Source organism: Streptomyces sp. NPDC055287, assembly GCF_053646035.1.
The window spans coordinates 16,623-31,081 of the sequence record NZ_JBSHNE010000002.1 but is presented as its reverse complement, the minus strand read 5'-3'; the positions used below and the strand labels follow the sequence as shown (position 1 = coordinate 31,081).

Here is a 14,459-nt window from a genome sequence, read left to right as displayed (position 1 = left end):
GGAGCCACCCAGAGGAAATCTCTGAGAAACGTTGCTCTGTCCGGCGGTTCCGGAGCTTTCCGAGATGTGTACGCGGCGTGACGAGGTCGTAATTCCGGACTGTTCCGGGTATTGGCGCGCAGCACAGCATTACTCATGCAGATCCCCCCACCCTGAAGACCCCCTGGCCTGCAGCTCCCCGGAATCCGACCCCCCGGACCCGGGCATGCCGCAGCAGCATGGCACACACCGGGCATGCCACATAAGAAGAATCTGACATTCCGTTTGTGGTGGCGGCGTGTTGCCTATGCGTCGTTGCCGCGCAAAACAATCACCTGCTAGCTTCCCCGGCGGGGAGAGAAATAACGGAACACCGAGGAAGACCTAGGGGGGAATTCATGGTCTCCGCCGTCCTTTTATTGGACTCGCTCATACTCATGGCCACCGCCGGCGTCACGCTCTGGTGGATGGTCCACGCCTGGCGCACCCCGGAAACGCTGGAAGCCACCGCCTTCGCCGAACCCGACGGACACCACGGGGTGACGTTCTCGCTGCTCGTCCCGGCCCGGCACGAAGAGACCGTGCTCAGGCACACCGTCGAGAACATGCTGAAGATCGACCATCCCAGCTTCGAGATCGTGCTGATCGTCGGCCACGACGACCCCGGCACCGCGGCCATCGCCCACCAACTGGCCGCCGAACACCCGCACATGGTGCAGACCGTCGTGGACCATCACGAGGCCAAGAACAAGCCGCGCGCCCTCAACACCGCGCTGCCCTACGCCAAGGGCGACGTCGTCGGCGTCTTCGACGCGGAGGACGTCGTCCACCCCGAGCTGCTCAGCCACGTCGACTTCGCGTTCCGCCGCGACGACGCGGACGTGGTCCAGGGCGGCGTACAGCTCGTCAACTTCGACACCAGCTGGTACAGCCTGCGCAACTGCCTGGAGTACTTCTTCTGGTTCCGCAGCCGCCTGCACCTGCACGCCCGCAAGGGCTTCATCCCACTCGGCGGCAACACCGTCTTCGTCCGGTCCGCGCTGCTGCGCGAGACCGGCGGCTGGGACGGCGACTGCCTCGCCGAGGACTGCGACCTGGGCGTACGCCTCTCCTCACGCGGCGCCAAGGTCGTCGTCGCGTACCACGCCGCGCTCGTCACCCGCGAGGAGACACCCGACACGCTCCTCGCCCTCTACAAGCAGCGCACCCGCTGGAACCAGGGCTTCCTGCAGGTCCTGCGCAAGGGCGAGTGGCGCGGCCTCCCGGGCTGGCGCCAGCGCCTCCTCGCCCGCTACACCCTCTCCACGCCCTTCCTCCAGGCCGCCACCGGCGTCATGATCCCGCTCGGTCTGCTGCTCGCCTGGGTCGGCGGCGTGTCCCTGCCCATCGCGCTCGTCGCCTGGCTGCCGATGGTCCCCATCGCCGCGATGATGGTCTTCGAGGCCGTCGCGCTGCACGACTTCGGCCGCGAGTACGGATTCCGCATCGGCCCGTGGCAGTACGTGAAGCTGACAATCGGAGGCCCCGTGTACGCCGTCGTACTCGCCGCGGCCGCGCTGCGCGCCGTCTGGCGCGAATACACCGGGCGCAGGGACTGGGAACTGACGTCCCACATCGGCGCCCACCTCGAGCCCCAACAGGAGGCACGGTGACGGCGGACCCACTCGACCTGCCGCTCGGCACGCCGCTCGACGTGTCCATCGTCGTACCGACCTTCAACGAGGCCGACAACATCCACGAGCTGCTGCACCGGATCGGCGCGGCCGTCGCCTCGGCAGGCATCACCGCCGAGGTGATCTTCGCGGACGACTCGACGGACCACACGTGCGAGGTCATCGAGGACGCCGCGGACTCCACTCCGCTTCCCGTCATCCTGCACCACAGGGCGACGCCCACCGGCGGCCTCGGCGGCGCGGTCGTCGAAGGCATCGCCCGTTCCACCGCCCCCTGGATCGTCGTGATCGACGCCGACCTCCAGCACCCGCCGGAGCTCGTGCCCGCACTCGTCGCCCGGGGCGAGTCGACCGGCGCGGAACTCGTCGTAGCCAGCCGGTACGCCGCGGGCGGCAGCCGGTCCGGCCTCGCGGGCGGCTACCGGATGCTGGTGTCCGGCGCGTCCACCGTTCTCGCGAAGTCCCTCTTCCCCCGGGCACTGCGCGGCCTGACCGACCCCATGAGCGGCTTCTTCGCGATCCGCCGGGAAGCGGTGGACCGGGCCGCCACCGGGGAGGACGGCCTCCAGCCCCTCGGCTACAAGATCCTCCTCGAACTGGCGGTACGGTGCCGGCCGCACGCGATCGCCGAGGTGGCGTACTCCTTCGGGGAGCGGCACGCGGGCGAGTCCAAGTCGACCGCGAAGGAGGGCCTGCGCTTCCTGCGCCACCTCGTGACGCTGCGCACCGCCGATCCGCGGGCGCGGGTCGCGGTCTTCGGCCTGATCGGGCTCTCCGGGTTCGTCCCGAACCTGGCACTGCTGTGGCTGCTCAACGGGCCGGGCGGCATGCACTACGCCCCCGCCGAAATCATCGCCAACCAGGCCGGGCTCCTCTGGAACTTCGTCCTGGTCGACTCGCTCCTCTACCGCCTGCGACGGGGCCACCACCGCAGGTCGGTACGCCTGCTCACCTTCGCGGCGGTGGGCAACGCGGACCTCGTCGCACGCCTTCCGCTGGCGGCACTGTTCATCACCTGGGGCGGCCTCGCCCCTGTCCCCGCGACGGCGCTCAGCATGGTCGTGGTCTTCGCGGGCCGCTTCCTGCTGGTCGACGGCTGGCTCTACCGCCGGCGCGGCGAGCGCGCCCCGGCCGAACCGGTCCGGATCGAGACCCCGCTTCCCGATCCCACGCCGTGAGGTGGGGCGGGGGCGGGCGGGGGTTCCTTCTCCCCTGCCCGCCCCCGCCCCCGCTCGTCAAACGCCGCAGGGGCTGGAAGGCGCGGTGACATCCAGCCGGTCCGGCGTTTGAGGCCCGGGGCCCGCAGCGGGGGACCTGCGCGGGGGCGGCACCGGGGCCGTGCAGCAGGGGACCATCACCGGGCCATCAGCGCGGCCGTACGGCAGGGGGCCCGCGCCGGGCCCGCAGCGCGACCGCTCAGCGGACGGAAAGAGCGGCCGGGGCCGGCAGCAAAGGCCGCCGGGCTAGTCGGCAGCCTCGCCCAGCCGCTCCCGCAGCACCCCCGGATCCGACGTCGGCGCATCGCACACGAAGTGCCGGCACACATACGCCCCCGCCCCCCGGTCCGCCAGCAGCGGGAACTCGTCACTGCCCACTTCACCCGCAGCGACCACCGCCCCCGGCGCCCCGCTCAGCAACGCCACCCGGTGCAGTTCCTTCGTCAGCGCATCGTCACCCGCACCCACCACCGCGACCTCGCGCGGCCCGTCGAGCGCCGCCTCGGCGACCGCCAGTCCCCACCCGATGAACCGCGGCGCCCGCGGACCGAGCGTCTTCACGACACCCAACGCTCGCTCGGCAGCATTCCGGTGCGCCTCGGACCCCGTGTGCGCGGCGTACGACAGCAGCGCCCCCGCCGCGGCCGTCCACCCCGAAGGCGTCGCGTTGTCCGTCGGGTCCTGCGGCCGCCGGATCAGCTTCTCGGCGTCGTGAGCCGTGTCGTACAGCGTCCCGCCCTCACCCACGAACTGGTCGAGGACGATGTCCAGCAGGAACCCCGAGAACTCCAGCCACACGCCCTCCCCCGACACCGCCGCGAGCGCGAGGAACCCCTCCGCCACATCGGCGTAGTCCTCCAGCACCCCCGCATTCGCCCCCACCTGCCCGTCCTTGGACGTCCGGGCCAGCCTCGCTCCCTCGCCCATGTGCACCCGCACCAGCAGGTCGGCGGCCTCGGTGGCCCGCTCGACCAGATCCGGCCGGTCGAAGTACGCCCCTGTCTCGGCCAGCGCGGCAATCGCCAGCCCGTTCCACGCGGCCACGATCTTGTCGTCCCGCCCGGGACGCTCCCGCTCCGCGCGCGCCGTGAGAAGCCGGGCCCGTACGTCGGCGACCCGCGCCGCATCGGCCACGCCTTCCCCCACCGGGAGCTGAAGGACGGACGCCCCCTCCTCGAACGTCCCCTCCTCCGTCACCCCGAAGAGCCGCGCGGCGAACTCCGCGTCCTGCTCCCCGAGCACCTCACGAAGCTGCTCCGGCGTCCATACGTAGTACGCGCCCTCGATGTGCCTGCCGGTGCCGTCGTCGCTGTCCGCATCGAGCGCAGACGCGAATCCGCCTTCGTGCGTACGGAGTTCGCTCACCAGGAAATCGGCGGTCTCCAGCGCCACCCGCCGCGCGAGCTCCGAACCGGTCGCCCTCCACAGATGCGCGTACGCACGACAGAGAAGCGCATTGTCGTACAACATCTTCTCGAAGTGCGGCACGACCCATTCACGGTCGACCGAATACCGCGCGAACCCACCCGCGAGCTGGTCGTACATTCCTCCGCGCGCCATCGCCTCACAGGTGTCCGCGGCCATGTGCAGGGCCCCCTCGGACCCCGTACGCGCGTAATGCCGCAGCAGGAACTCCAACACCATGGACGGCGGGAACTTCGGCGCCCCGCCGAATCCCGCGCGCGTCGCGTCGTAATCCCGCGTCAGCGCGAGCAACGCCTGCGCCAGCTCCTCCTCCCCCGGCAGCTCGGGCTCCCCGTACGCGAGCGCGCGCCCGCTCAGATCCCGGACGATCTTCCCGGCGACCTCGGCGACCTCCTCCCGCCGACCGGTCCAGGCGGCACTGACCCCCTCGAGAACCTGCCGGAAGGACGGCATGCCGTGCCGGGGCTCGGGCGGGAAGTACGTACCGAAGTAGAAAGGCGCGGCGTCGGCGGTCAGGAACACGGTCATCGGCCAGCCCCCCTGCCCGGTGGCGGCCTGCACGGCCTCCATGTAGACGGCGTCCACATCCGGCCGCTCCTCGCGGTCGACCTTGACGTTGACGAAGTGCTCGTTGAGGTACGCGGCGGTCGGCTCGTCCTCGAAGGATTCGTGAGCCATGACGTGACACCAATGGCAACTGCTGTACCCGACGCTGAGCAGCACCGGCACGCCACGCCTGTGCGCCTCCTCGAACGCGCCGGCCGACCAGGGCCACCAGTCGACGGGGTTGTCGGCGTGCTGGAGGAGGTAGGGGGACGTCTCATGGGCCAGTCGGTTCGGCATACCTCCATCCTGCACGACCCCTCCCGGATCGCCGGTCACTCTCGCGCTGACGCGCGTCAAGCAGGACACTTGTCCCGCACACGTTGCTCTCGGAGGGGGACGCACATGCGGGACAGCCACCGGGCGGAAGCCGAGCGGCTGTTGGTACGGGCCGTCGAGGAGCAGGCGCGGCGGTCGGGTGGGCGGGTCGATGCCAATGCGCTGCTCGTGCGGGGACGGGCCTCGATGGAGACGATGGCAGCGGGGGCGGCGGAGGAGTACGCCGCGTACGTCAGGGCGCTGGACGAGGCGCAGGCCGGGCAGCAGTCGCTGGCGGAACGGTTCAGCGGTGCGCATCTGGCAACTCCCGGGCTGGTCGCGTTCGTTGCCGCCCTCGCCGCTTTCGGCGCCGACATGGCTCTTGGTACGGGTTCCGGCACCGCACTCGCCGCCGGAGCGGTCGTCGCGGTCGCCGGGGCCGCCGCCACCGTCGCCAAGGTCACCGCCTCGCACTGGCCCGCCGCTCACCGGCAGGCCGGTGCGCTGGCCCAGCCCGGTGGGCCCGAGCAGTTGCGGCTGCAGTGGCTGACGGCGCTGGAAGTGCGGGGGATACGGCCGTTCCTGGACCAGCAGCATGTCCTGCTGGCCGCGACCCGTGGTGCCACGGCGAACAAGGCCACTGTCGTCGGGCAGCTGCGCGGGGCCGACCGCAGCCAGGCGGCGCGCAGGCGGTCCGTACTGGAGCAGTCCTTCGGGCATCTGCCGGAGCCGGAGGGGCCGTTCGCGGGGCGGCGGACCGCGATGGGGCAGATCGCGCAGTGGGTGCACGCGGCGCGGGCGAGCACCGAGACGCGGCCGACGGTCGTGGTGCTGCACGGTGCGCCCGGTTCGGGGCGCACGACGCTGGCGTTGCGGGCGGCGCATCACCTCAGGGACCAGTTCCGGGGCGCGTGCGTGGTGGATCTGCGCGGCGACACGGCGGGCGAGACGCCGCTGTCGACGCGGGAGGCCCTGTTGCATCTCCTCAACCGGCTCGGCGCGCCACGCGAGCAGCTGCTTTTCCGGGAGCGGTCGTCGCAGGAGCAGCAGTTGCGCAGGCTGACCGAGCTGTATCACCAGCATCTGACGGGTCTGCCGGTGACGGTGGTGCTCGATGACGCCTCGGACGCGGCGCAGGTGCGCACGCTCGTGCCGGAGCGCTCGGACAGTCTGGTGCTCGTGACCGCGCGGCAGCCGCTCGATCTGCCGGCCGACATCCCGGCGTGGGTGCATCAGCTGCCGGTGGAGGTGCTGGATTCCGTGGGCGCGGAGGAGCTGTTGCGGGAGGTGGCGGAGGAGAAGGAGGGACCGTACGACGCGGAGGCGGCGGACCGGATCGCCGAGCTGTGCGACGGGTTGCCGCTGGCACTGCGCGTCGCGGGGTCGTCCCTGGGGGCGCGTACGCCGCGTGCGCTGGCGACGGATCTGGCGGCGTACGGTCCGGTCGACGCGGTGGAGCGCGCGTTGCGGCTGCGCTACACCGACCAGCCGGACGCGGCCCGTCGCCTGCTGCGCCGCCTCGCGCTCGCCGGCCGGGCGAGTCTGGGCGCGGCGGCGGCAGCGGCGCTGCTGGCGACCGACGAGCACGAGGCTCAGCGGTTGCTGTCGGCGCTGGCGCGCGCCGGGCTCATCGAGCATGTGCGGGGCAGCCGCTATCGCCTGCACGATCTTGTGCGGGCCTTCGCGCAGGCGCGGCTGCTCGACGAGGAGGAGCCGGCGGACCGGGGGGCGGCGCAGGAGCGGCTGATCCGTAATTACGGTGAGCTGGCCGACTCGGTGATCCGTCTGGTCGACGGCAAGACGTCGACCAGGGCCGGCCATTTCGGAGCTCACGGCTTCACTTCGCTGGATGCCGCCCTGCGGTGGCTGGACGACGAGTCGAGCTTCATCACGGCGGCTCTGCGGCAGGCGGAGGGGGTGGATCAGCAGGCGGTGCTGAATCTGCTGGGCGCGCTGTGCGACTACTGCCTGCTGCGCGGTGACCTCTACCGCCTGGGTGAGATCAGCGAGCTGACGCAGGCCGTCGACCAGGGGTTGCTGGTGCGGTCGGTCCAGTGGCGTACGGGCATCGCGGCCCGCCAGCTCGGTGAGCTCGACAAGGCGCGTACGACCTTGTCGTCGGTCGTCGATCTGTACTTCGAGGCCCAGCACGAGGCCGGCGCGGCCCGCGCCCTGTGTTCGCTGGGCATCACGCTTCATCACCAGGGCAATCTGACGGAGGCGGGGGCGAAGCTGGGCGAGGCGCTGGCGCTCCAGGCGTCGGACGAGCTGGCGGCCGACCGGGCCTGGACTCTGCACGCGCTGGCCGCGGTGGAGCGCGACCGGGCGAACCTCGCCGACGCCGTCAGCCACCTCGACACCGCTCTGGTGCTGCATCGCGAGAGCGAGAGCCTGCACGGGCAGGCGTGGGCGCACTTCCAGCTCGGGCAGGTGTGCCTGCGGATGGGCGACGTACCGGGGGCTGAGGTCCAGCTGCGCGAGGCGCTCGATCTGTGCGGGCGTACGCGCGACGGGCGCGGCGAGGCATGGGCGCTGACGCAGCTGGCCCGGGCGCGGCTGGTGGACGGCGACCCGTCGGCGGCCGTCGACGCGTTGCGCCAGGCGTTGTCCCGGCACCGTGAGGCGGAGGACGCGCGGGGTGAGGCGTGGACGCTCTATTACCTCGGGCAGGCGCTGGAGGAGCGGGGCGACGCCGACCAGGCGGTGCGTGAGCTGGAGCGGGCGCGCGGGATGTTCTCGCGGATGCGGGATGTGTACGGGCTGGCCTGCGCGCGGCACCACTCGGGGCGGGTCACGCGCGACCAGCGTGCGGCGCAGACCGGGAATCTACGCAATTCCGGCTTCGCGCGTCAGTTGCTGGTGGACGCGCGAGCGGACTTCCACCGCATCGGGGTGGCGCACGGCGAGGCGTGGACGTGCCTGGAGCTGGCCATTGTGGACGCGGGCAACAATCGCCCGGCGCAGGCGCTGGAGCTGTGCGACGAGGCGGTACGCCTCTTCACCTCGTACGACGACCATCGCGGCGCGGACTGGGCCCGCTTCCTGCGCTGTACGTTGCTGCCGTTCGGTTCGCCGGGGGGCTCGGAGATCGGCACGGCGGTGGCCCAGGAGGAGCTTTCCCAGCTGGTCCGGGCGGGCCATCCGACGCGCGACGGCAAGCTCGAGGACTGCGCGGAGGCGTACGGGCTGGTGCTGGAGCGGGGCGTGGATCTGGCGGAGGGGTGGCAGGCGTGGCGGCTCGGCATGGTGCCGAATCGGCATGCGCGGGAGGTCATGGGGGTGCCGGTGGGGGTGGCGCGGGGCTGAGCCCCGGGGTTCCGTCCCCCGCTTTCCGACCCGGGACCGGGCTTCTCCCGGACCCCGCTCCTCGAACGCCGGAGGGGCTGGATGTGGTCGCGGCGACCATCCAGCCCGTCCGGCGCTTGAGGCCACACCGGACGACCGCGAGCAGGGGCAGGGGCAGGGGCAGGGGAGAACGAGTCCCGATGGGATCACGCCCGCCCCATGCCCCCCGGACCCTAGGCGTCCTTGGGTCGCTCCCCCGCCGGGTCCCCCGAAGCGGGGGCCGGGGCCTGAGCCTGGGCCGGCGCCGAGCCGGGAGCGGACGCGGTCGCCTTCTCCCGCTCCGCCGCCGGATCCGGCGCCTCTTCGAAGTTGACCTTGCCCATGTGGCGGTTCATCGACTTCATCAGCATCCACACGCCGACAGCCAGCGCCGCGAACACCAGGAACCCGAGAACACCCGGGGTCACCTTGTCCTTGTCGAACTTGTCCGCGGCGAGCGGCACGAACTGCGTCATTGCCAGGGTTACGTTCACATCAGGCATTGTCGCGGATGCCCGCAAACAGGTCGCTCTCGGGGAGGGACGTATCGACGAGGGACTTGGCCAGCTCGTACTCCTCCGTCGGCCAGACCTCCCGCTGGACGTCCATCGGGACGCGGAACCAGCCGCCGTCGGGGTCGATCTGCGTGGCGTGCGCGATGAGCGCCTTGTCGCGGATCTCGAAGAAATCGGCGCACGGAACGTACGTGGTCAGCGTCCGTTCCGCCCGCTGGAACTCCTTCCAGCGCTCCAGCCACTCGCCGTACGGCGACTCCATGCCGCGCTCGACGAGCGCCTCGTGGAGCGCGACGGTGCGCGGCCTGTTGAAGCCCTGGTTGTAGTAGAGCTTCTGCGGCTGGTAGGCCGGGCCGAACTCCGCCTCCGAGAACTTCTCGGTGTCGGCCGCCCCCTCGAAAGCCACCATCGTGATCTTGTGGGTCATGATGTGGTCGGGGTGCGGATAGCCCCCGTTCTCGTCGTACGTCGTGATGACCTGCGGACGGAACGCGCGGATGGACTTCACCAGCCGTCCCGCCGCCACGTCGATGTCCTCCAGCGCGAAGCAGCCCTGCGGCAGCGGCGGCAGCGGGTCGCCCTCGGGGAGGCCCGAGTCGACGAAGCCGAGCCATTCCTGGCGGACGCCGAGGATCTCGCGGGCCTCGTCCATCTCCTTCTTGCGGACCTCGTGGATGTGGTCCTCGATGTACTTGTCGCCCTGGAGCTTCGGATTGAGGATGGAACCGCGCTCGCCCCCCGTGCAGGTCACGACCAGCACGTCCACCCCCTCGGACACATACTTGGCCATGGTCGCCGCACCCTTGCTCGACTCGTCGTCGGGGTGGGCGTGAACGGCCATCAGTCGCAGCTGCTCAGTCAAGACTCGATCCTCAGTGATTCGGCGCAATAAGCGGCTTCTATAGTGACCGAATCGGGGGGCGGAAAATTCCGGATGCCCCGACCCAGGAGGAACGATCATGACCGCGGTGCGCCAGGACCTTCCCGAGGGCCGCTACGGCCGCTCGGCGGACGAGCGCGCGGACCGCAAGCTCAAGATCGTGGGCGCCGTGCTGGGCGCCGCGCTCCTCGCGATGACGGCCTGGTTCGGTTACGACTACATCGCCGGCCAGAAGATCAGCGCCGAGGTGATCAAGTTCGACACCGTCTCGGACTCCGAGGTGAAGGTCCACCTCGAGGTACGCAAGAAGGCGGACGCGACCGGAACCTGCACTCTGCGCTCGCTCGCGGAGGACGGCACCGAGGTGGGTCGCAGGGACGTGCGGATCGACAAGTCGGGCTCCGGGCGCTTCGACGAGATCTACTCGGTCCGTACGACGGCCAGGGCGACCAGCACCGAGCTGACAGGCTGCACCGCGGACCTGGGTTCTACCGGCTGACCTGCGGTGATCCGTCTCCGCCCATTTTTCTCCTCCCCCTTTTCCGCCTGAATTGTTAGGCTCGTGGTTTCGCCCGCCCCTGGAGGCACATCCTTCTGGGTAGGGCGATGCTTGCTTTGTATTCCAAGTACCGACGAGGAGCACCTGTGACCCAGACCAGCGAGAGCGTCACCTGGCTGACCCAGGAGGCGTACGACCAGCTCAAGGCCGAGCTGGAGTACCTGTCGGGTCCCGCACGCACGGAGATCGCCGGCAAGATCGCGGCTGCCCGCGAAGAGGGGGACCTGCGCGAGAACGGCGGGTACCACGCGGCCAAGGAGGAGCAGGGCAAGCAGGAGCTCCGTGTGCGCCAGCTGACCCAGCTCCTGGAGAACGCGAAGGTCGGTGAGGCCCCCACGACCAGCGGTGTCGTGGCCCCCGGCACGGTCGTCAAGATCGCCTTCGACGGCGACGAGGACGACACGATGACGTTCCTGCTCGCCTCCCGCGAGTACGCCAGCTCCGAGATCGAGACCTATTCGCCGCAGTCGCCGCTGGGCACCGGCGTGATGGGCAAGAAGGTCGGCGAGGACGCGCAGTACGAGATGCCGAACGGCAAGAAGGCTTCGGTGAAGATCCTCGAAGCCACGCCGTACCAGGGCTGAGCGGGACAGAGCGACAAGCAGGACAGCAGGAGGCCCCCGGCCGTTTTCGCGGCCGGGGGCCTCCTGCTGTCCCACTTGTGCCCGGTTCTGCCGGGTCGCGCCGGGTCGTCCCCCCGCGGTCGGTCAGACCGAGGCCGAGCGGTACTTGCGTACCGCCAGCGTCCTGAAGACCACGATGATCACGAGCGACCAGAGCAGTGAGGCGAGGACCGGGTTCTGCATGGGCCAGGCGTCGGACTGGACGACGCCGGGGTTCCCGAACAGCTCGCGGCAGGCCTGCACGGTGGCGCTGAAGGGGTTCCACTCGGCGACCGGGCGGATCCAGGAGGCCATCATCGTCGGGTCCACGAACGCGTTCGAGACGAACGTGACGGGGAACAGCCAGATGAGGCCGCCGGAGGTGGCCGCTTCCGGTGTACGGACCGACAGGCCGATGAGCGCCCCGATCCAGGAGAACGCGTACCCCAGGAAGAGCAGCAGGCCGAAGGCCCCGAGCGCCTTGAGGATGCCTTCGTGGATCCGCCAGCCGACCAGCAGGCCGACGACGGCGAGGACCACGACGGTCAGCGCCGTCTGCACCAGGTCGGCGAGGGTGCGGCCGGTGAGGACCGCGCCGCGGGCCATGGGCAGGGAGCGGAAGCGGTCGACGAGGCCCTTGTGCATGTCGTCGGCGATACCGGCGCCCGCGCCGGCCGTGGCGAAGGTGACGGTCTGGGCGAAGATGCCCGCCATCAGGAACTCGCGGTAGGTGGCGGGGTCGAGGCTGCCTCCGACGCTCATGGAGCCGCCGAAGACGTAGCTGAACAGCACGACGAACATCACGGGCTGGATCAGCCCGAAGATGATCATCTCTGGAATCCTTGCCATCCGGATCAGATTCCGCTTGGCGATGACCAGGGAATCGGTGACCGACTGGGAGAGACCGCCGCGCGGCTGTGGAGCCCGGGTGCCGGGTGCGGTGTCCGTTACGGCGCTCACTTCGCGGCCTCCGCTTCTTCCTCGGCGGCCTCGGCCGCGTGACCGGTCAGGGAGATGAAGACGTCGTCGAGGGTGGGCCTGCGCAGCCCGATGTCGTCGATCTCGACCCCTCGGATGTCCAGTTCGCGGATGACCTCGGCGAGCAGCTTGGCGCCGCCGGTGACGGGGACGGTGATCTTGCGGGTGTGCCGCTCGGTCTTGCTCGCGCCCTTGCCGAAGGTGCGCAGTACCTCGTCGGCCGTGGCGAGGTGCTCGGGGTCGTGCACGACGACCTCGATGCGCTCACCGCCCGTCCGGGCCTTGAGCTGGTCGGAGGTCCCGCGCGCGATGACCTTGCCGTGGTCGATGACGCAGATGTCGTGGGCCAGGTGGTCGGCCTCTTCGAGGTACTGGGTGGTGAGCAGCAGCGTCGTGCCGCCCGAGACGAGCTCCTGGATGACCTCCCACAGCTGCTGGCGGTTGCGGGGGTCGAGTCCGGTGGTCGGCTCGTCCATGAACATCACGGGCGGGCTGACGACGAGGGCGGCGGCGAGGTCGAGGCGCCGGCGCATGCCGCCGGAGTAGGTCTTGGCCGTACGGTCGGCGGCGTCGGCGAGGTTGAAGCGCTCCAGCAGCTCTTCGGCCCGCGCCTTCGAGGCCTTGGCGGACATCTGGTAGAGCCTGCCGACCATCTGGAGGTTCTCACGCCCGGTGAGGTACTCGTCGACGGCGGCGAACTGGCCGGACAGCCCTATGGACCGGCGTACTTCGTTCGGGTGCTTGAGGACGTCGATGCCGGCCACGACCGCCTTGCCGCTGTCGGGCTGGAGCAGTGTGGTCAGCACGCGCACGGCGGTGGTCTTGCCGGCCCCGTTCGGGCCGAGGAGACCGAGGACCGTGCCTTCCGGCACGTCGAGGTCCACACCGTCGAGAGCCTTTACGTCGCCGAAGGTTTTCACCAGGCCTTCGGCGTAGATGGCGCCTGGCATAAGGGGTCCCCCAGAGTTGGGTGAATTCCTGCGCGAATCTTAGATTTGCCGGGCTTGCCCTGCTTGGCGAAGCTGGAGCGCGAGGTCTACACCGTAACGCGATACATCGCGTCGCGGGGAGGGGTTTGACGAACCCTTGCAAGAACCCTTGCAAGAACCCTCACGACATGACGGTGTACCCGCCTTCGCGCAGTGCCGACCGCACCTCCGCGCAGTGTTCGGGGCCCTTCGTCTCCAGGTGCAGCTCCACTTCGACCTCCGTGAGGCCGAGTCGCGGATCGGTCCGTACGTGACCCACGTCGAGAACGTTGGCGTCCACCACCGACAACACCCCCAGCATCGACGCCAGGGCGCCCGGACGGTCGGTCAGGCGCAGCCGCAGCGACAGATACCGGCCCGCCGCCGCCATGCCGTGCCGCAGGATGCGCTGCATCAGCAGCGGATCGACATTGCCGCCCGACAGCACCGCGACCACCGGCCCCTCGAAGCTCTCCGGCTTGCTCAGCAGCGCCGCGACCGGGCTGGCGCCGGCCGGCTCGACGACCATCTTGGCCCGCTCCAGGCAGAGCAGCAGCGCACTGGACAGCTCGTCCTCGGTGACCGTCACGACCCCGTCGAGCAGCTGGTTGATGACCGCGAAAGGTACGTCGCCGGGCCGCCCCACCTTGATGCCGTCCGCCATCGTCTGCATCGTGTCGATCGACACGGGCCGCCCGGCCGCCAGCGACGGCGGGTAGCACGCCGCGTTCTGTGCCTGGACGCCGATGATCCGCACGTCGGGCCGCAGCGCCTTGACGGCGATCGCGATACCGGCGGCCAGCCCGCCGCCGCCCACCCCGACGACGATCGTCCGTACCTCCGGGCACTGCTCCAGGATCTCCAGGCCCAGCGTGCCCTGCCCCGCGACGATGTCGGGGTGGTCGAAGGGGTGGATGAAGGCCGCGCCCGTCGTGTCGGCGTACTCCTGCGCGGCGGCCAGCGTCTCGTCGACCACCTGGCCGTGCATGCGCACCTCGGCGCCGTACTCGCGCGTGGCCGCGACCTTCGGCAGGGGCGCTCCGAGCGGCATGAAGACCGTGGAGCGCACGCCGAGCAGGGTGGAGGCGAGCGCGACGCCCTGGGCGTGGTTGCCGGCGCTGGCGGCGACGACGCCCGCCGCGCGCTGCTCGGGGGAGAGCCCGGCGATCCGTACGTACGCGCCGCGCAGCTTGAACGATCCGGTCCGCTGGAGGTTCTCGCACTTGAGGTGGACCGGGGACCCGACCAGCTTCGACAGATACCGGCTGCCTTCCATCGCCGTGCTCCTCGCCACCCCGGAGAGCATCTTCTGCGCCCCGCGGATGTCGTCGAGGATGAGGTTGCGGAAAGGGTCGGACGTACGGAAGCTCATGACCGCAAGTCTGGCAGCCCGGTGCCCGGGCGGCCGCCGGGGCCGGTGCTCCCCACCGTTTCTCGCAGCGCCGGTACGCACCCGCTGCCACCCGCGTACTCTGTCC

11 protein-coding genes are annotated in these 14,459 nt (G+C 70.5%); 5 read left to right on the top strand and 6 right to left on the bottom strand.

Annotation, left to right across the window (positions count from 1 at the left end; all coding sequences use genetic code 11):
* The first annotated feature begins 416 nt into the window (after positions 1 to 416).
* A complete protein-coding gene (locus ACWIHY_RS03465) occupies positions 417 to 1,631 on the top strand; it encodes a glycosyltransferase (RefSeq protein ID WP_454373914.1) in 1,215 nt (404 codons plus the stop codon).
* Entirely contained in the window at positions 1,628 to 2,830 is a 1,203-nt protein-coding gene (locus ACWIHY_RS03460; RefSeq protein WP_454373913.1) for a glycosyltransferase, read from the top strand. The genes ACWIHY_RS03465 and ACWIHY_RS03460 overlap by 4 nt, the downstream gene beginning before the upstream one ends.
* 285 nt (positions 2,831 to 3,115) lie before the next feature.
* Here the strand turns inward: ACWIHY_RS03460 and ACWIHY_RS03455 are convergent, their stop codons facing one another.
* Entirely contained in the window at positions 3,116 to 5,137 is a 2,022-nt protein-coding gene (locus ACWIHY_RS03455; RefSeq protein WP_454373912.1) for a thioredoxin domain-containing protein, read from the bottom strand.
* 105 nt (positions 5,138 to 5,242) lie between these two features.
* On the opposite strand from ACWIHY_RS03455, the gene ACWIHY_RS03450 reads away from it, so the two are divergent.
* A complete protein-coding gene (locus ACWIHY_RS03450) occupies positions 5,243 to 8,461 on the top strand; it encodes a tetratricopeptide repeat protein (protein WP_454373911.1) in 3,219 nt (1,072 codons plus the stop codon).
* A 212-nt stretch (positions 8,462 to 8,673) separates the two neighbouring features.
* On the opposite strand, the gene ACWIHY_RS03445 is transcribed toward ACWIHY_RS03450, so the two are convergent.
* Together ACWIHY_RS03445 and mca are read right to left on the bottom strand one after the other, a co-directional pair.
* Positions 8,674 to 8,982: a hypothetical protein gene (locus ACWIHY_RS03445; protein ID WP_454373910.1), complete on the bottom strand. Its 309-nt coding sequence runs from the start codon at positions 8,980 to 8,982 to the stop codon at positions 8,674 to 8,676.
* Positions 8,975 to 9,856 (bottom strand): mycothiol conjugate amidase Mca, encoded by an 882-nt coding sequence (mca, locus tag ACWIHY_RS03440; RefSeq protein WP_454373909.1) that lies wholly within the window; start codon positions 9,854 to 9,856, stop codon positions 8,975 to 8,977. The genes ACWIHY_RS03445 and mca overlap by 8 nt, the downstream gene beginning before the upstream one ends.
* A 97-nt stretch (positions 9,857 to 9,953) precedes the next feature.
* Here mca and ACWIHY_RS03435 point away from each other — a divergent pair, with 97 nt between their 5' ends.
* Both ACWIHY_RS03435 and greA read left to right on the top strand, forming a co-directional pair.
* The gene (locus ACWIHY_RS03435; RefSeq protein ID WP_454373908.1) at positions 9,954 to 10,373 is read left to right on the top strand and encodes a DUF4307 domain-containing protein; all 420 of its coding nucleotides are present in this window, start codon (positions 9,954 to 9,956) and stop codon (positions 10,371 to 10,373) included.
* A 146-nt stretch (positions 10,374 to 10,519) separates the two neighbouring features.
* A complete protein-coding gene (gene greA, locus ACWIHY_RS03430; protein ID WP_454373907.1) occupies positions 10,520 to 11,017 on the top strand; it encodes a transcription elongation factor GreA in 498 nt (165 codons plus the stop codon).
* 123 nt (positions 11,018 to 11,140) lie between these two features.
* On the opposite strand, the gene ACWIHY_RS03425 is transcribed toward greA, so the two are convergent.
* The 3 genes from ACWIHY_RS03425 to ilvA form a co-directional block, all read right to left on the bottom strand.
* Entirely contained in the window at positions 11,141 to 11,995 is an 855-nt protein-coding gene (locus ACWIHY_RS03425; RefSeq protein ID WP_454373906.1) for an ABC transporter permease, read from the bottom strand.
* The gene (locus tag ACWIHY_RS03420) at positions 11,992 to 12,963 is read right to left on the bottom strand and encodes an ATP-binding cassette domain-containing protein (RefSeq protein ID WP_454373905.1); all 972 of its coding nucleotides are present in this window, start codon (positions 12,961 to 12,963) and stop codon (positions 11,992 to 11,994) included. The genes ACWIHY_RS03425 and ACWIHY_RS03420 overlap by 4 nt, the downstream gene beginning before the upstream one ends.
* Before the next feature lie 160 nt (positions 12,964 to 13,123).
* A complete protein-coding gene (gene ilvA / locus ACWIHY_RS03415) occupies positions 13,124 to 14,353 on the bottom strand; it encodes a threonine ammonia-lyase (RefSeq protein ID WP_454373904.1) in 1,230 nt (409 codons plus the stop codon).
* Positions 14,354 to 14,459: the final 106 nt, after the last annotated feature.